Annotated in this window: 17 protein-coding genes; 4 read left to right on the top strand and 13 right to left on the bottom strand. The window is 64.2% G+C overall.

Features of this window, described 5'->3' with window-relative positions:
- Positions 1-26: 26 nt before the first annotated feature.
- Complete coding sequence (locus U5A67_RS22495) at positions 27-2,414, bottom strand: LPS-assembly protein LptD (protein ID WP_205983370.1); 2,388 nt, start codon at positions 2,412-2,414, stop codon at positions 27-29.
- A gap of 259 nt (positions 2,415-2,673) precedes the next feature.
- Between U5A67_RS22495 and U5A67_RS22490 the strand changes: the two genes are divergently transcribed.
- Together U5A67_RS22490 and murU are read left to right on the top strand one after the other, a co-directional pair.
- Positions 2,674-3,723, top strand: coding sequence for an aminoglycoside phosphotransferase family protein (locus tag U5A67_RS22490; protein ID WP_321816222.1), 1,050 nt, complete (start codon positions 2,674-2,676; stop codon positions 3,721-3,723).
- Positions 3,724-3,753: 30 nt separating this feature from the next.
- Positions 3,754-4,464, top strand: a complete 711-nt coding sequence (murU, locus tag U5A67_RS22485) for an N-acetylmuramate alpha-1-phosphate uridylyltransferase MurU (RefSeq protein WP_321816221.1) — start codon at positions 3,754-3,756, stop codon at positions 4,462-4,464.
- A gap of 543 nt (positions 4,465-5,007) precedes the next feature.
- Here murU and U5A67_RS22480 read toward each other — a convergent pair.
- Complete coding sequence (locus U5A67_RS22480; RefSeq protein ID WP_321816220.1) at positions 5,008-6,900, bottom strand: ABC transporter ATP-binding protein/permease; 1,893 nt, start codon at positions 6,898-6,900, stop codon at positions 5,008-5,010.
- 259 nt (positions 6,901-7,159) lie between these two features.
- On the opposite strand from U5A67_RS22480, the gene U5A67_RS22475 reads away from it, so the two are divergent.
- Positions 7,160-7,555: an acyl-CoA thioesterase gene (locus U5A67_RS22475; RefSeq protein ID WP_205983376.1), complete on the top strand. Its 396-nt coding sequence runs from the start codon at positions 7,160-7,162 to the stop codon at positions 7,553-7,555.
- A 45-nt stretch (positions 7,556-7,600) separates the two neighbouring features.
- Here U5A67_RS22475 and U5A67_RS22470 read toward each other — a convergent pair whose 3' ends face one another.
- Positions 7,601-11,287, bottom strand: coding sequence for an EAL domain-containing protein (locus U5A67_RS22470; RefSeq protein ID WP_321816219.1), 3,687 nt, complete (start codon positions 11,285-11,287; stop codon positions 7,601-7,603).
- Positions 11,288-11,531: 244 nt separating this feature from the next.
- Positions 11,532-12,014 carry a nitrate reductase associated protein gene (locus U5A67_RS22465; protein ID WP_205983377.1) on the bottom strand — a complete coding sequence of 161 codons (483 nt, stop codon included), beginning with the start codon at positions 12,012-12,014 and terminating at the stop codon, positions 11,532-11,534.
- A 175-nt stretch (positions 12,015-12,189) separates the two neighbouring features.
- Between U5A67_RS22465 and fdhD the strand changes: the two genes are divergently transcribed.
- Entirely contained in the window at positions 12,190-13,017 is an 828-nt protein-coding gene (gene fdhD / locus U5A67_RS22460) for a formate dehydrogenase accessory sulfurtransferase FdhD (RefSeq protein WP_415767907.1), read from the top strand.
- Between the two features lie 6 nt (positions 13,018-13,023).
- Here fdhD and U5A67_RS22455 read toward each other — a convergent pair whose 3' ends face one another.
- The 9 genes from U5A67_RS22455 to aspS form a co-directional block, all read right to left on the bottom strand.
- Positions 13,024-13,794 (bottom strand): enoyl-CoA hydratase, encoded by a 771-nt coding sequence (locus U5A67_RS22455; RefSeq protein WP_321816217.1) that lies wholly within the window; start codon positions 13,792-13,794, stop codon positions 13,024-13,026.
- A 114-nt stretch (positions 13,795-13,908) separates the two neighbouring features.
- Complete coding sequence (locus tag U5A67_RS22450) at positions 13,909-15,108, bottom strand: acetyl-CoA C-acyltransferase (RefSeq protein ID WP_205983380.1); 1,200 nt, start codon at positions 15,106-15,108, stop codon at positions 13,909-13,911.
- A gap of 34 nt (positions 15,109-15,142) precedes the next feature.
- Positions 15,143-17,584, bottom strand: coding sequence for a 3-hydroxyacyl-CoA dehydrogenase/enoyl-CoA hydratase family protein (locus U5A67_RS22445; RefSeq protein WP_205983381.1), 2,442 nt, complete (start codon positions 17,582-17,584; stop codon positions 15,143-15,145).
- A 160-nt stretch (positions 17,585-17,744) separates the two neighbouring features.
- Complete coding sequence (locus tag U5A67_RS22440; protein WP_321816216.1) at positions 17,745-19,532, bottom strand: acyl-CoA dehydrogenase C-terminal domain-containing protein; 1,788 nt, start codon at positions 19,530-19,532, stop codon at positions 17,745-17,747.
- Between the two features lie 72 nt (positions 19,533-19,604).
- Positions 19,605-20,204 carry a TetR/AcrR family transcriptional regulator gene (locus U5A67_RS22435; RefSeq protein WP_205983383.1) on the bottom strand — a complete coding sequence of 200 codons (600 nt, stop codon included), beginning with the start codon at positions 20,202-20,204 and terminating at the stop codon, positions 19,605-19,607.
- A gap of 259 nt (positions 20,205-20,463) precedes the next feature.
- Positions 20,464-21,831 carry a phospholipase D-like domain-containing protein gene (locus U5A67_RS22430; RefSeq protein WP_205983468.1) on the bottom strand — a complete coding sequence of 456 codons (1,368 nt, stop codon included), beginning with the start codon at positions 21,829-21,831 and terminating at the stop codon, positions 20,464-20,466.
- Between the two features lie 47 nt (positions 21,832-21,878).
- Positions 21,879-22,379 (bottom strand): dihydroneopterin triphosphate diphosphatase, encoded by a 501-nt coding sequence (nudB, locus tag U5A67_RS22425; RefSeq protein ID WP_321816215.1) that lies wholly within the window; start codon positions 22,377-22,379, stop codon positions 21,879-21,881.
- A 98-nt stretch (positions 22,380-22,477) separates the two neighbouring features.
- Positions 22,478-23,005 (bottom strand): hypothetical protein, encoded by a 528-nt coding sequence (locus tag U5A67_RS22420; RefSeq protein ID WP_321816214.1) that lies wholly within the window; start codon positions 23,003-23,005, stop codon positions 22,478-22,480.
- Between the two features lie 140 nt (positions 23,006-23,145).
- Positions 23,146-24,951 carry an aspartate--tRNA ligase gene (gene aspS / locus U5A67_RS22415; RefSeq protein WP_205983385.1) on the bottom strand — a complete coding sequence of 602 codons (1,806 nt, stop codon included), beginning with the start codon at positions 24,949-24,951 and terminating at the stop codon, positions 23,146-23,148.
- Positions 24,952-25,014: the final 63 nt, after the last annotated feature.

Below are 25,014 nucleotides of genomic sequence, written 5' to 3'. Positions count from 1 at the left end.
GAAGGCCGCGCCTGCCGGATCACGCGTTATTGATAATCCGTGAATCGCGACGGCACCGGCGGCTGGCCGGGCAGTTGCGTGTAACCCGGTACGCCGGCACGGAACGCCGCCACCAGGCCGTTATCCACGTTCGACAGACCCTTGAGGGTGAGCTGAGCGAGGAAACGCGTGGACGAATTGTTGCCGCCCGTCGAGGTGATCCCGTTTGCGTAACGCTGGATACCGATCCCGAGCGCCCAGCAGTCGGCGTCGTACTGCATGCCGAGCAGACCGTCGACGATCCGGTGGCCGTTCAGATCGTAATTGAAACGACCCACGGCGAACACCCGATGCGAGAACGGCCATTGCGCCGACAGCAGGATCTGGTTGATCGGCTGGTTGTCGAGCGTGCTGCTGTTCTCGCGCGTGTAACGGTACGCGATGTTCAGCACCTTGCTCGTTCCCGGGCTGTAACCGAAACCCACGCTCGCCTTCTCCAGACGATTCTCGTCCGAATTATATTGGAACGCAGTTTCCGACGCGAAACCGCGCCCGAGCTTCAGCGACATGCCGGCGATCAGGTCCGAATGCGCGGCGCCTGTGGTCGACGGATCGCCCGTCAGCGTGACGCGCTGATCGGTGAAGTAGTACTGCTGCGCCAGCACGAAACGCGCGCGCTCTTCGCCGGAAGCTGCGTCGATAAAGCGCGTGGTCAGCGCCGCCGTCAGGCGGTTCGCATCGGCGATGCGGTCGTCGCCCACGAAGGTGTTCGGCGTGAAGATCTCCGCGAGCCCGAAGTCCGATTCCGCGGTGTCGAACAGCGGCACATCCGTCTGGTTGCGATACGGCGTGTACACGTAGTACAGGCGCGGCTCCAGCGTCTGGATGTAATCCGTACCGAAGATATGGACCGAGCGGTCGAACACGAGGCCCGTGTCGAAGCTGAAGGTCGGAATCGACTCGGTGAAATTCTTCGGCGTGCCGACCGGCGACCCGAAGGTCGTGCCAGGCGTGCCGAGATTGCTCAGGTTGTACGACGCGAAGTGCCACTGCACCTTCGGCGTGACGAAGTAACCCGGCCCCGTAACCGAATACGACAGGTACGGGTTGAAGACGACGCGATCGCCTTCGGTCGCGTCGGACGTCGTGATACGGAAGCGCGAGTAATCGGCTTCCGCGCCGTAGTCGAAGCCATCGACGTTGTACTTCGCGTACTTGACGTTGAGCTCGGGCTCGCGGCCATACGGCGCGACCGACGGCGCCAGCGTCTGCCAGTGCTGCCAGCGGCCGAGCACGGACCACGGACCGTTGTTGTATGTCACGCCCGCTTCCTGCTGATACAGCATCTGCGTGCCGTTCAGGAACTGGTTCGCGGGCGAAGCAAGGTCTTCCGGATAGGTGTTATCCGAAACCTTGTTGTAGTAGATGTAACCGCCAAACCCGTTGCCGAAGTTCTGGTTGTGCTGGATGAACAGCGCGTAGCGGTTGGTCTTCGTGATCGCGTCGTCGGGCAGGAACGTGCCGGTGATCGAACCCGAGTAATTCGTCGAGAGATACCGGTAGGTGCCCTGCAGGAACACGCCACGCTTCGAGATCAGCTCGGGCGTGAACGTGAAGTCGCGGTTCGGCGCGATGTTGAAGTAATACGGCAGCGAGATTTCGTAACCGTTGGTCGAGCTGATCGAGAACGTCGGCGGCAACAGGCCGCTGCGGCGATCGCCCGAAAGCGGGAACGAGATCCACGGGCTGGCGAAGATCGGCATGCCCTGGAAGAACAGCACGCTGTTGTGCGCGACGCCTTCGTCGGCGCCCGTGTCGAAATCGAACTCGGTGCCCTTGATATACCAGGCCGGATCGGTCGAACACTGGCAGGCCGTATAGGTGCCGTTCGTGAGCACGGAGCGCTCGTTGTCGAGCAGGTCCGCGCGCTCGGCGCTGCCCGAGCCGCCTGTGACCGAAAAGTGATACTTCGGCGTGGTCATGAAGCCTTCGTTGGCTTCGACCTTCAGGTGCGCTTCGGGACCGGTGAACGAACTGCCGTTCTGGACGACGACGACATTGCCGTATGCGTCGGCCATGTCGGTGTCTTCGTCATAGTGCAGCGCGTCGCCCTTGACGATGTTGTTGCCCTGGCGAAGTTCGGCTGCGCCTTTGACGGCGGCGTCGGTGCCCGAGGTGCCGGTGGTCGAATCGCCGAGCACGAAGGTGGCCGGACGCTGGCCCGGCGTGGACGCAATGTCCTCGAGCTGCGGCGCGAGGCGCAGGCTCCACGCGTCGTCCAGCCGCTCGGCCTGTGCGGCCGTGCCCGCGAGCTGGGCGTGCGCGAACGCGGGCACGAAGCCCGGCACGGCCATGAGTGCCGCGATGAGCCGCCGCTTGCCCGGCACGCCGTCGTCACTGTTGGAGATCGTCTGGAAAAACTGTCTGGGCGGCATGTATGGTTTTGGCGTATCGGCCCGGCCAGCTGCACATTGCGGCCGCCTTGCCGGTGCGTCGGACGGGTCCGGGCGAGAAACCGGACCGGTCGTCGATCAAGGCAAGGTTGCGCGCAATTCTTTACAATTCATCGGACGATGGACTGAAGATCAGTGCGGCAGGCGAACCGTCATGCAGGCTTTGGCGCGAGTCGCGTCAAAAAAGTCGTGGGGTATTATATGGCAAGACGTTGATCCACTGATTTTGCCTCCGGTTTACATGACCTTCTCCGCGCCGTCCTCCCCTGCCGATACCCGCCGCGACCTGCTCGCCAACTGGCTTGCCGGCCACGCCGCCACCTACGCGCTCGACCTTGCCACGCTCGCCCCGGCCTCGGCCGACGCGAGCTTTCGCCGCTACTTCCGCCTTGCCAGCGCGGGCGGCCATGGCGCGACGCTGATCGCCGTCGATGCGCCGCCGCCGGAAAAATGCCGCGAATTCGTCGAAGTCGCCGGGCTGCTCGAAGCCGCCGGCGTGCATGTGCCGCGCATCCTCGAAGTCGATCTGGACGCCGGTTTCATGCTGGTGACCGACCTGGGCACGGCGCCCTACCTCCAGACGCTGGTCGAAGCCGGCCCCGGCCCGCGCTCGCGCGCGCTGATGCTCGATGCCATCGACGCCCTGATCCGCTTCCAGGCAAACTCGCGCGAAGGCGTGCTGCCCTCGTTCGACGAAGCCTTCCTGCGCCGCGAAATGGAGCTGATGCCCGAGTGGTATCTGGAGCGCCATCTGGGCCGCAAGATCGACGACGCCACGCGCGCCATGCTCGACCGCACCTTTGCGCTGCTGATCGCGAGCGCGCGCTCGCAGCCGCAGGTGTTCATGCTGCGCGATTACATGCCGCGCAACCTGATGATCGCGACGCCCAATCCTGGCGTGCTCGACTTCCAGGACGCCGTGTATGGGCCGATCACCTACGACATCGCCTCGCTGCTGCGCGACGCCTTCCTGAGCTGGGACGAAGAGTTCGAACTCGACTGCTTCGTGAGCTACTGGGAGCGGGCGAAGAAGGCGGGCCTGCCGGTCGATGCGGATTTCGGCGAGTTCTATCGCCAGCTCGAATGGATGGGTCTGCAGCGTCATATCAAGGTGCTGGGCCTGTTCTGCCGCATCAACTATCGCGATAACAAGCCGCATTACATGGCCGATCTGCCGCGCTTTCTCGATTACGCGGGCAAGGTCGCGCGCCGCTATCGGCCGCTGGCGCCGTTCGCGCGCTTTATCGACGATCTGCAGGGCACGCAGACCGAGACCGGCTATACCTTCTGATCGTTTTCAACTCATGACAAGGTCGAAACCATGACGCACGCCCGTACGGCGATGATCTTCGCCGCCGGGCGCGGCGAGCGCATGCGCCCGCTCACCGATACGTGCCCCAAGCCCTTGCTCGAAGCGGGCGGCAAGCCGCTGATCGTCTGGCAGATCGAGCGCCTCGCTGCGGCGGGCTATACGCGGATCGTCATCAATCATGCGTGGCTGGGGGAGTTGATCGAAGCTCGGCTCGGTGATGGGTCGCGGTTTGGGGTGAGACTGCTTTATTCGGCTGAGCACGATGCGCTGGAAACCGCTGGGGGGATTGCTCAGGCGTTGCCCTTGCTTGAGCAGAATGGCGAGGCTTGTGTGTTTCTCGCCGTCGCTGGCGATGTGTTTAGCGATTTTGATTTTGCGCGGCTGGGGCGGGCAGCGGATGCGCTCGCCGGGCGCGATGAGCCGGGGATGCATCTTGTGATGGTGCCGAATCCTGCGTTTCATCCGAATGGGGATTTCGTGCTTGGCGATGATGGTGTGCTGAGTGCGGATGGTGCGCCGCGCTACACGTTCGGCAGTATCGGGTTGTATGACTCGCGGATGTTTCGTGAGCTTGCGCCTGGGACCAGGCGGGCGCTTACGCCTTACTACAAGGCGGCTATTGCTGGGCGGTGTGCTACCGGGGAGCTCTTTGAGGGGCGCTGGGAGAATGTTGGGACTGCTGCGCAACTCGCGGCGCTTGATGTTGAATTGCGGGGTTGAGTTTTTTGCTTTGGCATTTTCCCTTTGGCATTTCCTTGTTTTCGTGTCGGTCTGCCAGCGTTGCCCCTGTGCGGGGCGGCACCTACTTTCTTTGCGGCGGCAAAGAAAGTAGGCAAAGAAAGCCGCTCACACCGCCAATGTGACGCAGTCCACAACCAGCCTTACACGGGGAATGGTATAGGAGCGTCTGCCATCCCGCACCTTCCAACTGAGTGACAAAGCCGTCATTCATCCCGTTGCTCGCTACGCGCGCAACGGTCGGGTTTGCCACGGAAACCAGCAAACCTTCGGTTTGCGTTATGCCCCTCGGGGCGCGCAGCGCCCCCGGGTGGGCGGGCGCCTTGTCACTTTGTTTCGTGGTGCGAAGTGTCGGATGCTCCTATACCTTTGCCCCTTAACGGCTGTTTGTGGACTGCGTCATTCTGGCGTTTGTAGCGGCTTTCTTTTGCCTACTTTTCTTTGCCGCTGCAAAGAAAAGTAGGTGCCGCCCCGCACAGGGGCGACGCTAATAGACCGACACGAACACAAGGAAATGCCAACACCCTAAGAACGCCCACGCAGCGCCCCATCAACCGCTTCAGCCGCAGGCACCTCTGCACCCCGCTGCTGCTGCAAATCCCACATCTGCGAATAAAGCCCCTGCGCCAGCAGCAACTCGCTGTGCGTCCCACGCTCCACAATCCGCCCGCGATCCATCACGATAATCTGCTGCGCATGCACCACCGTAGACAGCCGATGCGCAATCACCAACGTAGTACGCTCGCGAGCAATCAGATCGAGTTCCTGCTGAATAGCCCGTTCAGACCGTGAATCCAGCGCCGAAGTCGCTTCATCGAACAACAAAACAGGCGGATTCTTCAGCAAGGTCCGCGCAATCGCCACCCGCTGCTTCTCCCCACCCGACAGCTTCAAGCCACGCTCGCCAACCGCCGTCTCATACCCCTTCGGCAAACTCTCGATAAACGCATGAATATGCGCCGCGCGCGCCGCCGCGATCACTTCCTCGCGACTCGCCGCAGGCCGCCCATAAGCAATGTTGTAATAGATCGAATCGTTGAACAGCACCGTATCCTGCGGCACGATGCCGATCGAAGCCCGCAGCGAATCCTGCGTCACATCGCGAATATCCTGCCCGTCGATGGTGATCGCCCCGCCCGAAGTCTTATCGAGATCGTAAAAGCGGAACAGCAGCCGCGCGAGCGTCGACTTGCCCGATCCGCTATGCCCGACTACCGCCGTCGTCGTGCCCGCCGCAATCGTGAAGCTCACGTCATGCAGAATCTGCCGCGCCGGGTCATACGCAAAGTTCACGTTCGTAAAGCGCACCTCGCCGCCGCGCACTTCGAGCAATGGCGCATTCGGCGCATCGGGCACTTCGCGCGCCACCGTCAGCAGCGTGAACATGCGGTCCATATCGGTGAGGCTTTGCTTGAGTTCGCGATACACCACGCCCAGAAAATTCAGCGGGATATAAAGCTGCAACATGAAGGTGTTGATCAGCACCAGATCGCCGAGCGTGAGCTTGCCCGCCATCACGCCTTGCGTCGCGCGCCAGAGGATGAACACCAGCCCCGTGCCGATAATCGCCTGCTGCCCGAAATTCAGCGCCGACAGCGAATGCTGCGACTTGATCGCCGCCGCCCGATAGCGATGCAGATTCTCGTCGTAGCGTCGCGTTTCCCACTCTTCGTTGCCGAAGTACTTCACCGTCTCGTAATTGAGCAGCGAATCGATCGCCCGCGAGTTGGCGCGCGAATCCAGTTCGTTCATCGTGCGGCGGAAATGCGTACGCCACTCGGTCACCTTCACCGTGAAAACGATGTACGCAACCAGCGCACAAAGCGTGACGATCGCGTAATACGCCTCGTATTTCACCGTGAAAAAGCCCAGCACGAGGCCCACTTCCACGAGCGTCGGCAAGATGCTGTAAAGCGAGTACGAGATCAGTTGCGTGATGCCACGCGTGCCGCGCTCGATGTCGCGCGTCATGCCGCCCGTCTGCCGGTCGAGGTGAAAGCGCAGCGACAGCGCATGCAGATGCCGGAACACCTTCAACGCAAGCTGGCGCACCGCGCTTTCCGTCACCTTCGAAAAGAGGATTTCGCGCAGTTCGGTGAACAGCGATGTCGATAGCCGCACCGCCGCGTAGGCCACCACCAGCAGCCCCACTCCGCCGATCAGCACGATGCCCGGCGCGTTCTCGGCGCGTCCGAGCGCAGTCAGATGGCGCACGGGCGCAAGACCATCGACGATATGCTTCATCACGATCGGCACGCCCAGATTGGCGACCTTCGCGCCGATCAGGCAGGTCAGCGCAAACGCAACGCGCCATTTGTATGCAGTGAGATACGGCAGCAGCGAGACGATGGTCTGCCAGTCGTTGCGCGGCCCGGTGGCGGGCTGCGCGGGTTCGTTGGAAGCGGAAAAGCGGCGCATGGGCGATGAAGGTGCCGCGTCGTCCGATGATGGGCGGCGCGGGGCACGACGAGAAAGTTGGGGACGCTAACGACAGATCGGGACGGCTTGGGGACCACCTGGGCGCGGGCTTCTACTCCAGCGGAACCGCCGTCTGGCCGACCCGCCGCGCATGGCGCTTTCCCGTACAATTCCTGATCGCTCTATTGTCGCAGAAGGCGGCAAGCGCCGCTGGGGGCGCCGGTTTGCGGCCCTCTCCCGCCCTTTTCATGGATTTCCGATGAACGACTCTTATCCGCTTCCCCAGAAGTCGCCCGCGCTGCGTGTCGTGCCGCAGCCCTCGGACGCCAATGTCCACGGCGACGTGTTCGGTGGCTGGATCATGTCGCAGGTCGACATCGCCGGCTCGATCCCCGCCAGCCGCCGCGCCAATGGCCGCGTCGCGACCGTCGCGGTGAACTCGTTCCTGTTCAAGCAGCCGGTGTTCGTCGGCGATCTGCTGAGCTTTTACGCCGATATCGTCAAAACCGGCACGACCTCGGTGACCGTGCAGGTCGAGGTGTACGCGCAGCGCATGCGTCTGCAGGACGAAGTCGTCAAGGTAACCGAAGCAACGCTCACCTATGTAGCAACCGGCAACGACCGCCGGCCGCGCGCCCTGCCCGCCGCGGAATAAGCGGCGCGCCCGGCAACCAGCGCAGCGGCCAACCCGGCCGCCCCCTCAGTTGCTCCAGGCGAGCCCCGCGCCCTCTTCGTAGGCCGCGCTCGCCGACAGCAGCGCGGCAATCTCCGGCCCCGGCAACGGCGGCGCGAAGAAGTAGCCCTGCAACTCGTCGCACGCGCGCTCGCGCAAGAACGCGAACTGCTGCGACGTCTCCACGCCTTCCGCGATCACCTGCAGACGCAGTTCGTGCGCCAGCGCGATGATGGCCGCCGTGATGGTTTCGTCGTCGGTGCTGGTGCCGATATCGGCCACGAACGAGCGGTCGATCTTGAGCCGGTCCACCGGCAGGCGCTTCAGATAGCTCAGGCTCGAATAGCCCGTGCCGAAGTCGTCGATGGCAATGCCCACGCCCTGTTCGTGCAGCGCATTGAGCATCGACACCGCTTCCTCGGTGTTGCGCATCAGCGTGCTTTCGGTGAGTTCGACTTCGAGCCAGCACGGCTCCAGCCCGGTCTCCTGCAGCACGTCGCTGACCTGCTGCGAAATATCGCGCTGATGGAAAGTCTTGGCCGACAAATTCACCGACACCCGCACCGGCGGCAACCCGGCGTCCTGCCACGCCCGATTCTGGCGGCACGCCTCGCGCAGCACCCAGTCGGACAGCGGCCCGATCAGCCCGCTTTCCTCGGCGACCGGAATGAACTGCGCCGGCGACACGAGGCCTACTTCCGGGTCGTGCCAGCGCACCAGCGCCTCCATACCGACGATCCGTCCGCTCTCGATCTCCACCTGCGGCTGATAGTGCAGCAGGAATTCGCTGTCGCGCAGCGCGCGGCGCAGACGCCGCTCCAGATTCATGCGCGCGCCCGCGGCGGCGTTCATCTCCGGCTGATAGAACTGGAAGGTGTTGCGGCCGAGTTCCTTGGCGCGATACATCGCCACATCGGCTTTCTTGAGCAGCGTTTCGGCGTCGTTGCCGTCCTGCGGATACACGCTCGCGCCCAGACTGCAACCCACGTAAAGCTCGGTGCCGTCGAGCATCACCGGCTCCGAAATCATCTGGCGCGCGCGCTCCATCCAGCCGATCAGCGATTTTTCGTCGATGGTGTCGGTCAGCACGATCACGAATTCGTCGCCGCCGTGGCGCGCGACCGTGTCGCTCGTGCGCGTGCAGCGCGTCAGACGCTCGGCGACCACGCCCAGCAGGCGGTCGCCCACGCTATGGCCGAGGCTGTCGTTGACGTTCTTGAAGCCGTCGAGGTCGATGAACACCACGGCCACGCCGCGCTCGTGGCGCTGCGCCGCGACCAGCGCCTGCTGCAGACGGTCGCGCAGCAGATTGCGGTTGGGCAGCAGCGTGAGGCTGTCGTAGTTCGCCTGATACTCGAGTTGCTCCTGATAGCGGATCAGCTCGGTCACGTCGTTGATGATGCCGATGTGATGCGTGATGCGCCCGTCGAGATCGGGCACCGGCGCGATCAGCAACTGGTTCCAGAACAGCGCGCCGTCCTTGCGATAGTTACGCAGCACGGCGCTCACCTCGCGGTTGCCGATCAGCGCCTGGCGAATCGCCACCAGCCCGTCCTGATCGCGGTCGTCGCGTTGCAGCAGGCGGCAATCGAGGCCGATCACATCGGCGGGATCGTAGCCCGTGATGCGGCGGAACGCCGGATTCGCGTACTCGATCAGATTGCTGCCGCCCGGTCCCGGCCCGGTAATCAGAATCGCGTTCACGCAGGCGTCGAGCGCGCGGCTTTGCAGGCGCAGCGCGAGATCGGCGCGCTTGCTTTCGGTGGTATCGGAATAGGTGCCGAGCACGCCCATCACGCGGCCATCGCCGTCGAGCAGCGGCAGTTTGCTCGTGATGGTCGTACGGTGCAGCCCGTCGACCGACATGTCTTCTTCGAAGTTCAGGCGCGGCAGGCCGCTCTGGATCACTTCGCGGTCCTGCTCGCGCATGGTGTTCGCGTAGGCGCGCCACGGCAGATCGTCGTCGGTGCGGCCGACGATCTGCTCGGGATACGCCAGACCCGCGTCGCGCGCGAAGGTCATGTTGCAGCCCAGATAACGCGACTGCGCGTCCTTCCAGAAAATGCGCTGCGGAATGTTGTCGATCACCGTTTCGAGCATCTGGTTCGAGCGCTGCGCCTCGACTTCGGCCTGAATCTGCTCGGTGACGTCGTCGGCGAGCACGAACACGGCGGCGCGGCCCATGAAGGTGAGCGCGTGGTGCGAGATATCGGCGCTGAGGACCGTGCCGTCGCGGCGCGTGTGATGCCAGATGCCGGCCATCGTGCGCACGTTCTGCGTGAGCGTGTCCGAGCGCGCGAGATGCTGTTCGAGCCGCGAAACATCCTCTCCCGGACGGATCTCGCGGATCGTCATGTCGAGGAACTCTTCCTCGCTGTAGCCGTATTGCTGGATCGCCGCCGCGTTGACGGCGAGAAAGCGCAGCGTGTCGCGGTCGAACACGTACATCGGCACCGGATGGGCGTCGAACAGGCCCTGGAAGCGCTCGTTGCGCGTGCGCATGCCGGCGAGCGCGCGCAGCTTCTCGCGTGCGGCGTTCTCGCGCGCCCCGAAGGTGTAGATCAGCAGCGTGGCACCTGCGAGCATCGTCACGATCAGCAGGATCGAGGCGCGGCTGCCCGCACGCGTCGATTCGGCCAGCGCGCCAGCCAGCGCCAGATCCTGTTCGCCTTGCAGCGCGGAAATCCGGGCATCGACGCGATCGACGCGCGTGTCCAGCCGAATGTATTGCTGGGCGATCCAGGCGGAGGTGCCGGCGATCGCGCCGTTGGCCGGTTGCGGGGTCGAGGCGTTGGGCGTCGATGCGTTCGGCGATGCGCCAGGAGCCGCGGCGGCGAGCGTCGGCGCAGCGGCGTAGGGCTCGGCGAGCGAGCCCGCCGCCGCAGTCACGGTCTTCGAAGGATCGGCGTAAAGGGCGGCCAGATTCGGCGCGCCCGCACCCGGCCCTTGCGAGTAAGGCTGCGCGAGGCTATTCGCGGCGACTTGCGGCGCTGCAACGGCGCTGGCGTTCGCATACGGCTCGGCGAGACTTCTGGGCGTCTGTTGCGCCCCCGAAGCCGCCGAAGCCACCGAGTACGGCGCCGACAAATCGTGCAGATGCGTCCTGGCCGTCGTGTGCGCGTGCGTCTTGCTCGCGCCCAGATGCGCCGCGATTCTGGTGAATTTGCCGAGCTGCGAATCGCGCGCGGGCGCGCCATGCGCCGCGACAGGCTGCGATGCCCCCGCGGGCGCAGAAGCCGCCGCAACCGCCGGGGCGCTCGCCTGAACGGCAGCCTCGGCCGAAGCCGCCGCACTCGCCTGCACCTTCGCATCGGCGGCGCGCTGCTGGGCGCGCTCGAGCGTCTCGTCGATCTCGCCTGCGAGCAGCATCGCCTCGGTCGCCACGGTGTCGAAGCGGCGTGTCATTGCCGGGTCGCCCGACAGCTCGGCGTGGACGGCCTGCACGGTATCGTCGAGTTCGGCGGCGCGGGCATCGCGCTCGTCGATCGACTCGACGGTGCCATCGGCGCTGAAGCGGCCCAAGGCCGTCAGCCCCGCGCCGAGAACGTCACGGAAGTGGTCCAGATCGTGGCGCACGCGCGCGGCCTGCGAGGCGCGCTGGTCGAGTTCGCGTTGGCTGCCGATCTGGGTCCATGCCACGAAAGCGTTTGCGCCGACGGCAGCCACCACCACCGCGAGGTTGATGAGGTGCCGCTTCGAAAAATGAAGGTTCATGAATGCCGGAACGTCGTTCGTCGCCGTACGGCGGGCATAGGATGACTGCTAACGACCTGCGCGCAAGAGCGCTGGCGCGCGTTGCGCCCTACCGGATAACGGCATTCCTCGGCAAGGCTTGAGGGCTGATCGGCGGATTTTCGTGCGCACACCGCAGATTTAGGGTGCGCGCTCTAATGTACGGCTGGCGTACGACCGCGCCACGACCGGGTCACAACGCGATGCACCACGCGCGCGGCGCGATTCAGCGCGGAACCGCCAGCCCGAATTCGCGCATCGCCGGAATGAAATCGTGATTGGCCTCGGGCTTGCGCGAGAGCTTGGCCAGCACATAGCGCTGGAACGGCGCGAGCTGCGCCCAGTCCTCGATGTCCGGCGCCTGCAGATTCGCGAGCGTCGCCTGATTGCCGATACCGTTCGGCACCGTGCCGATGTCGCGCCAGGCGGGCGCTTCATCGGGCGAGAACCATTCGGGCTCGACGTTGGCGTGGGTGCGCAGCATCTCGAAGAGCGCGTGATCGAAATTCGGCTCGATTTCGGCGTCTTCATCGACGGGAAAGCGCGCCAGCAGACGCCGATCCTCGTATGGCAGCAACTGCCACTGCGCGAGCGAAATGCGCAGCCCGAAGCGATCCAGATTGAAGCGCACGCACATGGGAATGAAGGTGAGGTCCTCGGACGAGACAACCTCGTACTGGAACAGCAGCGGAGCTTCGGCTAATGCCATGGCGTTGATCCTCGCGAAGCGGGCCGGGTTGAGCGAAAGAGGCCCGCTTGAGGTATTTTAGAACCTTCCGCGCCGGGGACTGCGCCCCGCGCACAGTACAGGCATCGATGGAGTACCCCGCTTGAATTCCCCGCATTCCCAGCATTCCCCCTCGGCTCCCGCCCTCCACAACCCGCTGGAAAGCGAAGGCCAGCCCGGCGCCGTCGAGTTGCGCGTGCACCGGCATCGCGGCGACCAGATCGATACGCGCGGCGATCACGTCGGCCAGGAATGGCCCGTCGCGCTGGTTTTCAACGGCATCTCGCACGCGGTGATGATGTGCACGCCGCGCGATCTGGAAGCGTTCGCGGTGGGTTTCGCGATCTCGGAAGGCATCGTCGGGCGTAACGCCGACATCCAGGATATCGAAGTGTTCTGGCACGCCGAAGCGGACATCCCGCACGCCGAAGTGCATCTCACGGTCGTGCAGCAGGCTTTCGTCGAACTGAAGGAAAAACGCCGGGCGCTGGCCGGACGCAGCGGCTGCGGCGTGTGCGGCATCGAGAGCATCGATCTGCTCGATCTCGAACCCGAAATCGTGCCCGACACCGGCTTTCTCGCGCGTCTCGCGCCCGACGCCATCGCCCGCGCCGCGCGCGAACTGCCGCAGCATCAGGCGCTCACGAAACTCACCGGCGGCCTGCACGCCGCCGCCTGGTGCGATGCCGATGGCCAGATCCTGCGCGCCTTCGAGGATGTGGGCCGCCACAACGCGCTCGACAAACTCATCGGCCAGCTGGTGATCGAGCGCGCCGACACGCAGCAGGGCTTCGTCTTCCTCTCCAGCCGCGCGAGCTACGAGCTGGTGCGCAAGGCCGCGCGCGTGGGCATGCCGATGGTCGCGACGATCTCGGCGCCCTCCTCGCTTGCCGTCACCATCGCGAAACGCGCCGGACTACGGCTGGTGAGCTTCTGCCGCGAGTCCGGTTTCGTCGATTACGACACGGCTAACGGCGCCGCCTGATCGCGGTCAATCGAACTGCCGGAAATCCGGCTTGCGCTTCTGCAGGAAGGCCGTGAACGCCTCGCGCGCTTCGGGCGAGAGCAGCATCTTGCCGAAGTGCACGGATTCCTCGCTCATCTGCGTCTTGATCTCGTGCTCGCTTGCGCGCTTCATCAGCGACTTGGTCGCGCGCAGCGACGACGCCGGCAGCGCCACCAGCTTCGCCAGTTGCGCGGCGACGAACGCCTCCAGTTCGGCAGCGGCCACCACGCGATTCACGAAGCCCATGCGGTGCGCTTCCGCTGCATCGAAGGTCTCGCCGAGCAGCAGCTTTTCCGCCGCGCCCTGATAACCCGCGATACGCGGCAGCAGCAGCGACGAAGCCGCTTCCGGGCACAGGCCCAGTTGCGCGAACGGCATCGCGAAACGCGCCGTGTCGGCGGCATAGACCAGATCGCAGTGCAGCAGCATCGTCGTGCCCACGCCGACAGCCGCGCCCACCACCGCCGCGACCAGCGGCTTCTCGAACGTGGCGATGTTGTGCAGAAACTGCATCACGGGCGAATCCGCGCCGGTGGGCGGGTTCTTCAGGAAGTCTTCGATGTCGTTGCCGGCCGTGAAAATCTCGGGGTGACCGCGCAGCAGTACGGCGCGCACACTGCCGTCTTCCTGCGCCGAGGCAAGCGCATCGGACATCGCCTGATACATCGCGGGCGTGAGCGCGTTCTTGCGCTCGGGACGGTTGATGGTGATCGTCAGCACGCCGTTTTCGCGTGCGCTCAGGATTTCGTTACTCATCAGCGAGTCTCCTCGTCTCGACGGTCAAGTTTCCGCCGAATATGAAAAACGGCTCGCAGACCGTGAAGCCTGCGAACCGTGTCGATCGTGCCATGCGTTAGCAAGCGGAACGCGTTACAGCCGCTCGATGATGCCCGCCGCGCCCATGCCGGTGCCGACGCACATCGTCACCATGCCGTACTTGTAGTTGCGGCGGCGCAGGCCGTGCACGACCGTCGACGCACGAATCGCGCCCGTCGCGCCCAGCGGGTGACCCAGCGCGATCGCGCCGCCCAGCGGGTTGATCTTCGACGGATCGAGGCCCAGATCCTGGATCACCGCCAGCGACTGCGCAGCAAACGCCTCGTTCAGTTCGATCCAGTCGAGGTCGTCCTGTTTCAGACCCGCCGCCTTCAGCGCAGCCGGAATCGCTTCCTTCGGACCGATGCCCATGATTTCCGGCGGCACGCCGCGCACCGCGAAGCTCACGAAACGCGCGAGCGGCGTGAGGTTGAACTGCTTGAGCATCTTTTCCGAAACGACGATCAGCGCGCCCGCGCCATCCGACGTCTGCGAGCTGTTACCGGCCGTGACCGAACCCTTGTTGGCGAACACGGCGCGCAGCTTCGCGAGGCCTTCGAGCGTGGTATCCGCACGCGGGCCTTCGTCCAGCTCGATCAGACGCTCCTTCACCTTCACTTCGCCGGTGGCGAGATCGGGGAAACGCTCGACGAGCGTGTACGGCGAGATTTCGTCCTTGAACTCGCCGGCCTGCTGCGCGGCCAGCGCGCGGCGGTGCGATTCCACCGAAAACGCGTCCTGCGCTTCGCGGCTGATCTTCCAGCGCTCGGCAACCTTCTCGGCGGTCAGGCCCATGCCGTAAGCGATGCCCACGTCTTCGCTGCGATCGAAGATATGCGGCGAGAGCGACGGCTTGTTGCCCATCATCGGCACCATGCTCATCGATTCGCAGCCGGCGGCGATCATCGCATCCGACTCGCCCACGCGGATGCGGTCGGCGGCCATGGCCAGCGCCGACAGACCCGAGGCGCAGAAGCGGTTGACGGTCACGCCGCCCACGCTCTGCGGCAGACCCGCGAGCAGCGCGCCGATACGCGCCACGTTCAGGCCTTGCTCGGCTTCGGGAATCGCGCAACCGACGATCGCGTCTTCGATCACGCTCGTGTCGAGGCCGGGCACCTGCGCCACGGCCGACTTGATCGCGTGAACCAGCAGTTCGTCCGGGCGGGTGTTCTTGAACACGCCACGCGGCGCCTTGCCGATGGGCGTGCGGCTCGCGGCGACGATGTATGCGTCCTGCAACTGTTTGCTCATCTTTGACTCCAGTATCTGGTATGCGTCGTGCCGCTTAGTTGCGCACCGGCTTGCCGGTTTGCAGCATGCCCATGATGCGTTCCTGCGTCTTTTGCGTGCCGAGCAGATCGACGAAAGCGCGGCGCTCCAGCGTGAGCAGCCATTCTTCGTCGACCAGGCTGCCCGCTTCGACGTCGCCGCCGCACACCGCTTCCGCGATGCGGCCCGCGATCAGGTAATCGTGGTCGCTGATAAAGCGGCCGTCGCGCATGTTGACGAGCGACGCCTTGATGGTCGAGATCGCCGAGCGGCCCGCGACCGGAATCTGCTTCGCACGCAGCGGCGCACGATAGCCGGCAGCGGAAAGCGCACGCGCTTCCTTCTTCGCCGTGTCGAGCAGTTCGAACACGTTGAAGACGATCGTGTCCGAGGGCTTCAGATAACCCATCGTGCGCGCTTCGATCGCCGAACCGGAGACCTTGGCCATCGCCGCGTTTTCGAACGACTTCTGCAGGAAACGCAGCAGGTCGCTGGGCACGGCGCCGATCTGCGCGGCCGCGTCGGCGGCACGCAGCGCGGCTTCCTTCAGACCGCCGCCCGCCGGCACGAGGCCCACGCCCACTTCCACCAGACCGACATAGCTTTCGATGTGCGCGACGCGCTTCGCGCTGTGCAGCATGATTTCGCAACCGCCGCCGAGCGCAATGCCCGACACGGCCGCCACGACCGGCACGTTCGCGTACTTCACGCGCATCATCGTGTCCTGGAACTTCTTCACGAACGGCTCGATGCCCTTGGCGCCGCCCATCATGAACGCCGGCATGGCTTCTTCGAGGTTCGCGCCCGCCGAGAACGGGCCGCCCGGCGCGCCGAGCTTCAGCGACGTCGGTTGCCAGATCACCACGCCCTTGTAACCGTCTTCGGCGATGTCGATCGCTTTCGACAGCGAATCGAGCACGCCCGGGCCCATCGTGTTCATCTTGCTCTTGTACGAGACGATGACGACATCGTCCTCGCCCGCACGGTCGTCGACCCACGCGCGCAGATGCTCGTTCTCGAACAGCGTCTTGCCGAAGGTCTTCGGATCGCGCGCGCCCGATTCGCCGAACAGCGCCGCGCGGAACACCTGACGCTCGTAGACCGCCAGATTCGAGCGCGGCACGAAGCGCGCTTCAGCCGGCGACCACGAACCTTCGGCGCCATGCACGCCGCCATTCGCAGCGACCGGGCCTTCGAACACCCATGCGGGCAGCGGTGCGCCCGACAGCGTCTTGCCCGCGTCGATGTCTTCCTTGACCCACTCGGCGACCTGCTTCCAGCCAGCCGCCTGCCAGCCTTCGAACGGACCTTCGTTCCAGCCGAAGCCCCAGCGGATTGCCAGATCGACATCGCGCGCGTTATCGGCGATCGATTGCAGATGCACGCCGATGTAATGGAACACGTCGCGGAAAATCGACCACAGGAACTGCGCCTGCGGATGCTGCGATTCGCGCAGCAGCTTCAGACGTTCTGCGGGCGGGCGCTTGAGAATGCGGCCTACCAGTTCGTCGGCCTTCGCGCCGCCGTCCACGTACTCGCCGGTGTTGCCGTCGAGCACCTTGATCGCCTTACCTTCCTTGCGATAGAAACCGCCGCCGGTCTTCTGGCCGAGCGCGCCCTTCGCGACCAGCCCCGCCAGCACGGCCGGCGTCTCGTAGACCGGGAAGAACGGATCGTCCTTCAGGTTGTCCTGCATCGTCTTGATGACGTGCGCCATCGTGTCCAGACCGACAACGTCAGCAGTGCGGAACGTTGCCGACTTCGCGCGGCCCAGACGGCTGCCCGTGAGATCGTCGACTTCGTCGAAACGCAGACCGAACTTCTTCGCTTCGGTCATGACCGCGAGGATCGAGAAAATGCCGACGCGGTTGGCGATGAAGTTCGGCGTATCCTTCGCGCGCACCACGCCCTTGCCGACCACGCTCGTGAGGAACGATTCGAGCTGGTCGAGGATTTCGGGCTGCGTGTGCGTGGTCGGGATCAGCTCGACCAGGTGCATGTAGCGCGGCGGATTGAAAAAGTGCACGCCGCAAAAGCGTGCCTTGAGGTTGTCGTCGAAACCTTGCGACAGTTCCGTGATCGACAGACCCGAGGTATTGGAGGCGAAAATCGCCTTCGGACCGATATGCGGCGCGACCTTCTTGTAGAGGTCGTGCTTCCAGTCCATGCGCTCGGCGATCGCTTCGATCACCACGTCGCATTCCGCCAGCTTCGCGATATCGTCTTCGTAGTTCGCGGGCGTGATGTACTGCGCGTCGTCCTTCACGCCGAACGGCGCGGGCGAGAGCTTCTTCAGCGTTTCGATCGCCTTGAGCGCGATGGCGTTTTTCGGGCCTTCCTTCGCGGGCAGATCGAACAGGAGCACGGGCACGCGGGCGTTGATCAGGTGCGCGGCGATTTGCGCGCCCATCACGCCGGCGCCGAGCACGGCGACCTTGCGAATATTGAGATTGCTCACGTTGTTCCTCCAGCGGATATGCAATGTCGAGCGAAAACGGGATTGGGTCGCGGCGCGTTTCCGGCATGTCGTTTTTCTGACCGGGGCGCCGCTTGAGAGATTCGGTGCTGCGATATTGAGCGGTGCGCGCGCCCGCAGGCGCAGCGCACCACCGAAGCGCTTAGAACAGCGCTTCGTCGACTTCCATCAGCGTCTTCGAACCCGCGCGTGCCTGGCGGATCGAGGTCGCCGTTTCCGGCAGCAGCTTGGCGAAGTAGAAGCGCGCCGTGGCCAGCTTCGACTTGTAGAACGGATCGCCCGAGCTTTCCTTGTCGAGCGCGATGCGCGCCATGCGCGCCCAGAAGTAGGCGAACACGAGATGACCCGCCGTGCGCAGGTACGGCACGGCGGCCGCGCCCACTTCGTCCGGGTTCTGCATCGCCTTCATGCCGATTTCCATCGTCAGCTTCTGCATCTTGTCGCCGATATCGGCGAGCGGATTCACGAACTCCTGCATCTCCGTCTTGATGCCTTCGGCTTCGACGAAATCCGTCACCAGCTTGCCGAACTTCTTGAGCTTCGCGCCCATGTCGCCCAGCACCTTGCGGCCCAGCAGGTCCAGCGACTGGATCGTGTTGGTGCCTTCGTAGATCTGGTTGATACGCGCGTCGCGCACGTACTGCTCCATGCCCCACTCGGAGATGAAACCGTGGCCGCCGTAGATCTGCATGCCGAGGTTGGTGCTGTCGAAGGCGTTATCGGTCAGGAACGCCTTGATGATCGGCGTGAGCAGCGCGACCAGATCGGCGGCTTCCTTACGCTCGGCTTCGTCGCCGTGCGACAGTTCCTTGTCGATCTGCAGCGCCGCCCAGTACGTGAAAGCGCGCGCGCCTTCGGCCCAGGCCTTCTGCGTGAGCAGCATGCGGCGCACGTCCGGATGCACGATGATCGGATCGGCCGCCTTTTCGGGCGCCTTCGGGCCGGTCAGCGCGCGCATCTGCAGACGCTCTTTCGCGTAGGTCAGCGAGTTCTGGTAAGCGATTTCGGTCAGACCGAGACCTTGCATGCCCACGCCCAGGCGCGCCGCATTCATCATCACGAACATGGCGTTCAAGCCCTTGTTCGGCTCGCCGACGAGCCAGCCCTTCGCGCTGTCCAGATTCATCACGCAGGTCGAATTGCCGTGAATGCCCATCTTGTGCTCGATCGAGCCGCACTTGATGCCGTTGCGCTCGCCCGGTGCGCCCGCATCCGTGGGGATGAACTTCGGCACGACGAACAGCGAAATGCCCTTGGTGCCTTGCGGCGCGTCCGGCAAACGTGCGAGCACGAGGTGGATGATGTTCTCCGCCATGTCGTGCTCACCGCTCGAGATGAAGATCTTCGTGCCGGAGATCGCGTAGGAGCCGTCGCTATTCGGCTCGGCCTTGGTGCGCAGGATGCCGAGGTCGGTGCCGCAATGCGGCTCGGTCAGGCACATCGTGCCCGTCCACACGCCTTCGACGAGTTTCGGGAGATAGGTCTGCTGCAGCTGCGGCGTGCCGTGTGCGTGCAGACATTCGTAGGCGCCGTGCGACAGACCCGGGTACATGGTCCACGCCTGGTTCGCCGAATTGAGCATTTCGTAGAGCGCGTTGTTCACGAATGCGGGCAGGCCCTGGCCGCCGTATTCGGGATCGCAGCCCAGTGCCGGCCAGCCGGCTTCGACGTACTGCTTGTAGGCCTGCTTGAAGCCCGTCGGCGTGGTGACGACGCCGTCACCGGCGTACGTGCAGCCTTCGCGGTCACCGACCTGGTTCAGCGGAAACAGCACTTCCGAGCAGAACTTGCCAGCTTCTTCCAGCACCTGGTTGATGGTGTCGGCGTCGAGGTCGGCGTGCTTCGGCATCTGCTTGACTTCGCCTTCCACGTTCAGCAGCTCGTGCAGCACGAATTGCATGTCGCGCAGCGGCGCGGTGTACTGTCCCATGTTTTATCTCCCTTGGTAGAGCTTGGAGTTTCGGACCTTCGCGTACCGCCGCGACGCTGTGCGCGGCGTTGGCTACTGGCTGACGCTCTGATACGAAACAATCAGTTTTTCAAACGCGGCCCACGTATGCTCGACAGCGTCCGGCAGATGCAGGAAGCGGCCGTCATGATGCAGACCGAGTGTCACGCTATACAGTTCGAACAGCATCAGCGCGGGATCGGTGTCACGTCGCAGATGCCCTTCTTCAATCGCCTGCGCAATGGCTCTGAGCAGCGCCGCACGCCACATCGTCACGCTCGCGACCAGCTTCTCGCGGACCTGGCTGTCGGCGCGGTCGTCGTACTCCACCGCACCGCTGATGTAGATACAGCCGGTCGTGACTTCGTGGATGCGCTTTTCGAACCACCGCGACAGCATCGCACGCAGACGAGGCAAACCGCGTGGCTCGCGCAAGCTCGGAAAGAAGACTTCTTCCTCGAATCTGCGGTGGTACTCGCCCACGACCTCGACCTGCAGGTCTTCGCGCGAACCGAAGTGCGCGAAGACACCGCTCTTGCTCATCTGCATGCGCTCGGCCAGCAGGCCTATGGTCAGACCTTCCAGTCCGTCCCGGCTCGCGAGGTCGAGTGCTGCATCCAGAATGGCGGCTCGTGTCTGTTCGCCTTTACGCATAGCTTTATTTACCGTGACGATGTGGCCGCGATGTTGGCTTGATCTGCTCGCATCTCGGCCTGAATTAAATCGAACGGCCGTACTATTGTTGAGGACAGCCGCCCGCGAAACAAGGACTTTATTAGAAACCGATTTCTAACCGGTACTCTAATTTTCGGGCTTCGCACGGCGCGCACAAGCGAGCATTTCTCGATTGCACGCCAGGCGTAAGGTATGGCAGGCGCATATTTTGCGGACCCGCTTAAAAGGCCGCCGGACGCTAGTCGTAGCCGCCCACCGTGAGCAGCTTCATGACCGCGCGATACGACGTCCACGCGAGCCAGTTGACCGCCCGCACATGCCACGGACGCGCCTCGTAGCGCGCGCGGTCGATCTTCGGCGATTCGTCGAAAGCACTGAGAATTTCGTCGCGTAGCTGCTGGATCTGCGGATGCAGCACGAGCAGCACATTGGCCTCGTTGTTGAGCACGAGACTGAGCGCATCCAGATTCGACGATCCGACCGTGCCCCACGCGCAATCCACCACGGCCACCTTGCCGTGCAGCATGGTCTTTTCGTATTCGGCGATCTGCACGCCCGCGCTCAGCAACTGGTGATAGAGAAACGGCGTGCCGTAATCGAGCACCGCAAACTCCTTGCGGCCGATCAGCAGCTTGACGGTCACGCCGCGCGACGCCGCTTCGACGAGCGCGCGGCGCAGCCGCCGCCCCGGCATGAAGTACGGATTGGCGAGCAGCACTTCCTTGCGCGCCTCGCCGATGGCGTCCAGATAGGCCTTCTCGATCGCGCGGCGGTTCACCACGTTATCGCGCGCGACGAACGCCACGCAGGGCACATGCGCCGTGCGCGGATCAGGCACGCCCGCACGCAGACGGTCACGCAGCCGCGCGATGATGCGTTGCGCGCGCCCGGTGCGCACGACGGGCGCGAGTTCGCGCAGCACTTCGTTGACGGCCTTGGCGGGCTGCCTGACCGTGTGGCCCGTGGGATGCGGCGCGAGAAAACCGGAGCTTGCGGGCACGCCCGGCGACAGCACGGGCGCGCCATCGGGCGACACCGCGCCCGCGAGCGGCGGCCGGTGCCCGAGGCGAATGCGCCGCCACTGCATCTCGATCGCCTCGCGCACGTCCACCACCACCGGCCCGGCCAGCTCCAGCGCGAAATCCCAGCGCGGGAACGGCAGCGGCTTGCCGTCGTTCTCCATATCGTCGACCACGTTGATGCCGCCGCAATACGCGTACTGATCGTCGATCACGGCGAGCTTGCGGTGCGTGCGCGAAAAGCCGAAGCGCCCGAAGATATGCGGGTTGTAGATGCGATGCTCGATACCGGCCGCCGACCAGCTATCGAACAGATCGAGACGCGCCGTGCCGACGCCATCGGTGATCACGCGCACGCGCACGCCGCGGCGGGCGGCGCGCATCAGCGCCTCGGAGACGGCTTGCCCCGTGCCGTCGCTGCAGAAAATGTAGGTTTCGAGCGCAACGTCGCTGCGGGCGGCTTCGATGCGCGCGATCATCGATGCAAAGAGACTCTCGCCCGAATGGAACAGGCGCACGTCGTTGCCGCTCGTAAAACGGTAACGCGAGCGATAGCGCCGCCCCAGCAGCGCCTCGCGCAGCCGCATGACGCGGCGCGGTTCGAGGTCCGCTTCGGGATCGGCGCGGGTATCGCTCACAGAGGCTCTCCAGGACGAAGCGCCTGGCCACGCGTGGCAAGACGCGCGGGCAGTTGCAGGATCGCCTCGCGATTGGACGACGAAAAACACTTCGCCGCCGCTTCCTCATAAGGCAGCCACAGATACGCGGTGTGCTCGCGCGGCGCGAGCGTGACAGGCGTACCGGCGGGCACCTCGAGACTAAACCAGTGCTCGGTATTGCGTGTGACACCTTCGGCGTAGCGATGGCGCCAGACCGGATAGATCTCGTAGTCGATCTCGTGCCGCCAGTCGCGCAGCGCGGCATCCGGCACGCCCGGCGAGCCGACGACGATGCCCGTCTCCTCCGCCACCTCGCGCACGGCGGTCTCCGCGAACGGCTCGTCGAGGCGGTCCTTCGAGCCCGTGACCGACTGCCAGAAGCCGGCGCGGTCGGCGCGCTCGATGATCAATACCTCGAGCTGCGCCGTATGGATAACGACGAGTACGGACTCCGGAATCTTCGGCGGCTTCTGCATGGCAATGGAACGTGTGGGGACTCGCCGCGATGTTTGCGACGGTTCTGTCAGGAATTTAACGCAAAAGGGGCAAAAGGCGCACGGGTTCGATGGCGCGCTCAGTGCGCGGCCGGCTCCAGATCGGCGTCGCGACAGGAGGGCTCGAAATCGGCGTCAAAGTGCTGGGACAGATGCACCAGCGTTTTTCCATCGCCGATCCGCTTGCCGAGATAGTGCACGCTTTCGCTCGATGTGCAGGTGGAAAGGCGCACTTTCAACCCGCCAGCGAGCGTGGCGTCGACGTTCCTGCCGACATTCGCGAAACGCGCGTCGCCGATTATCCCGAACCCGGAAGCGTCCTTATCGAGGGTGGACGGCAACTCGATCGCGTAAGCCGTCACGGCGCGATCGTGCAGGTTATCCGACACATTGGCGTTGCCGGGCGCGCGCCCGCTGATGGTCGCGCAGCATTGCACGGCAGGATGCTCGACGTCGGGCACGACTTGCAATGTCGTGCCTTTCGGCAATTGTGGATTCACGGAGTAGTAGACGCCGTTCGAAATGAAGCCGACCTGCTGCGCGTGCGCAAGCGCCGGCAGGCCGAGCGAAACGACGAGGAACAAGGCACGAAGCGCGCGTATCGGCATGGCAAGCTCTTTGCTGATCGATGGTCGCGCAGTCTAGCAAATCGGCGTGAACGGGCAGCGCACGCGTTGAATGCGCGCACAGACGCGAGACGAAAAAAGAGGCGCCAAGGCGCCTCTTCTTCATGCCACCGCTAAACGACTTACTGCGCCGTCTTCGGCTCAGGCTGACGCAGACGGATGTGCAGTTCCTTCAGCTGACGCTCGTCAACTTCGCTCGGCGCCTGCGTGAGCAGACACTGTGCGCGTTGCGTCTTCGGGAACGCGATCACGTCGCGGATCGAATCAGCGCCGGCCATCATCGTGACGATGCGGTCCAGACCGAATGCGATACCGCCGTGCGGCGGCGCGCCGTATTGCAGCGCGTCCAGCAGGAAGCCGAACTTCGCACGGGCTTCTTCCGGACCGATCTTCAGCGCGCGGAACACCTTGCTCTGCACTTCTTCCTGATAGATACGGACCGAACCGCCGCCGATTTCCCAGCCGTTCAGCACCATGTCGTACGCCTTCGCGAGGCAGCGGCCCGGGTCCGTTTCCAGATATTCCAGGTGCTCGTCCTTCGGGCTCGTGAACGGGTGGTGCGCGGCCACGTAGCGGTTCTCTTCCTCGTCGTATTCGAACATCGGGAAGTCGATCACCCACAGCGGCTTCCAGCCCTTCTCGACCAGACCGTTGGCCTTGCCGAATTCCGAATGGCCGATCTTCAGACGCAGGGCGCCCAGGCTGTCGTTCACGACCTTCGCGCGATCTGCCGCGAAGAAGATGATGTCGCCGTCTTGCGCGCCGGTGCGCTCGAGAATGGCGGCGATCGACGCGTCGTGCAGGTTCTTGACGATCGGGCTTTGCAGACCGTCACGGCCCTTCGCGACTTCGTTGACCTTGATCCAGGCGAGGCCCTTCGCGCCGTAAATGCGCACGAATTCCGTGTAACCGTCGATGTCGCCACGCGAGAGTTCGGCGCCCTTCGGCACGCGCAGTGCGGCCACGCGGCCGTCCTTGCTGTTGGCCGGCGTGCTGAACACCTTGAAGTCCACGTCCTTCATGGCGTCCGTCAGTTCCGTGAATTCGAGCTTCACGCGCAGGTCCGGCTTGTCCGAACCGAAACGGCTCATGGCTTCCGAGTACGGCATGATCGGGAACTTCGCATCGAGTTCGACGCCGATCGTTTCCTTGAACACGTGACGCGCCATGTCTTCGAACAGATCGCGGATTTCCTGCTCGCCGAGGAACGACGTTTCGCAGTCGATCTGCGTGAATTCCGGCTGACGGTCGGCGCGCAGGTCTTCGTCGCGGAAGCACTTGACGATCTGGTAGTAGCGATCGAAGTTCGCCACCATCAGCAGCTGCTTGAAGAGCTGCGGCGACTGCGGCAGCGCGAAGAACTGGCCTGCGTTGGTACGCGACGGCACGAGGTAGTCACGCGCGCCTTCCGGCGTGCTCTTGGTGAGCATCGGCGTTTCGATGTCGATGAAGCCGAGCGAATCGAGATACTTGCGCGTTTCCATCGCCACGCGGTAACGCAGGCGCAGGTTGTGCTGCATCTGCGGACGGCGCAGGTCCAGCACGCGATGCGTGAGGCGCGTGGTTTCCGAGAGGTTGTCGTCGTCGAGCTGGAACGGCGGCGTGACCGACGCGTTCAGCACCACGAGTTCGTGGCACAGCACTTCGATCTTGCCGCTCTTCAGATTGGCGTTGACCGTGCCTTCCGGACGATTGCGAACGAGGCCCTTGATCTGCACGCAGAATTCGTTGCGCACGCCTTCGGCCACCTTGAACATCTCTGCGCGGTCCGGGTCGCACACGACCTGGACGAGGCCTTCCCGATCGCGCAGGTCGATGAAGATAACGCCGCCATGGTCACGGCGGCGCTGCACCCATCCGCACAGCGAAACGTTTTGGCCCAGCAGCTGTTCGGTCACCAGACCGCAGTATTCAGATCTCATCGACATGATGTTCGTCTTTCGTTATGCGTAAATTAAACAGGAAGGCCGCGTGCGCCTCTTGGAGCCGAC

This window comes from Paraburkholderia sp. J69-1 (assembly GCF_905220255.1).
Taxonomy (GTDB): Bacteria; Pseudomonadota; Gammaproteobacteria; order Burkholderiales; family Burkholderiaceae; genus Paraburkholderia.
This window is presented reverse-complemented; position numbering and strand designations above follow the sequence as displayed.

What these genes read in the sequence shown, in the direction of transcription:
- murU (WP_321816221.1), top strand. Translation starts at nt 3,754, where the DNA reads ATGACGCACGCCCGTACGGCGATGATCTTCGCCGCCGGGCGCGGCGAG.
- nudB (WP_321816215.1), bottom strand. Translation starts at nt 22,379, where the DNA reads ATGCAGAAGCCGCCGAAGATTCCGGAGTCCGTACTCGTCGTTATCCAT.
- U5A67_RS22480 (WP_321816220.1), bottom strand. Translation starts at nt 6,900, where the DNA reads ATGCGCCGCTTTTCCGCTTCCAACGAACCCGCGCAGCCCGCCACCGGG.
- U5A67_RS22465 (WP_205983377.1), bottom strand. Translation starts at nt 12,014, where the DNA reads ATGGCATTAGCCGAAGCTCCGCTGCTGTTCCAGTACGAGGTTGTCTCG.
- U5A67_RS22430 (WP_205983468.1), bottom strand. Translation starts at nt 21,831, where the DNA reads ATGCGGCTGCGCGAGGCGCTGCTGGGGCGGCGCTATCGCTCGCGTTAC.
- U5A67_RS22490 (WP_321816222.1), top strand. Translation starts at nt 2,674, where the DNA reads ATGACCTTCTCCGCGCCGTCCTCCCCTGCCGATACCCGCCGCGACCTG.
- U5A67_RS22495 (WP_205983370.1), bottom strand. Translation starts at nt 2,414, where the DNA reads ATGCCGCCCAGACAGTTTTTCCAGACGATCTCCAACAGTGACGACGGC.
- U5A67_RS22435 (WP_205983383.1), bottom strand. Translation starts at nt 20,204, where the DNA reads ATGCGTAAAGGCGAACAGACACGAGCCGCCATTCTGGATGCAGCACTC.
- aspS (WP_205983385.1), bottom strand. Translation starts at nt 24,951, where the DNA reads ATGTCGATGAGATCTGAATACTGCGGTCTGGTGACCGAACAGCTGCTG.
- U5A67_RS22475 (WP_205983376.1), top strand. Translation starts at nt 7,160, where the DNA reads ATGAACGACTCTTATCCGCTTCCCCAGAAGTCGCCCGCGCTGCGTGTC.
- U5A67_RS22455 (WP_321816217.1), bottom strand. Translation starts at nt 13,794, where the DNA reads ATGAGTAACGAAATCCTGAGCGCACGCGAAAACGGCGTGCTGACGATC.
- U5A67_RS22450 (WP_205983380.1), bottom strand. Translation starts at nt 15,108, where the DNA reads ATGAGCAAACAGTTGCAGGACGCATACATCGTCGCCGCGAGCCGCACG.
- U5A67_RS22440 (WP_321816216.1), bottom strand. Translation starts at nt 19,532, where the DNA reads ATGGGACAGTACACCGCGCCGCTGCGCGACATGCAATTCGTGCTGCAC.
- U5A67_RS22470 (WP_321816219.1), bottom strand. Translation starts at nt 11,287, where the DNA reads ATGAACCTTCATTTTTCGAAGCGGCACCTCATCAACCTCGCGGTGGTG.
- U5A67_RS22420 (WP_321816214.1), bottom strand. Translation starts at nt 23,005, where the DNA reads ATGCCGATACGCGCGCTTCGTGCCTTGTTCCTCGTCGTTTCGCTCGGC.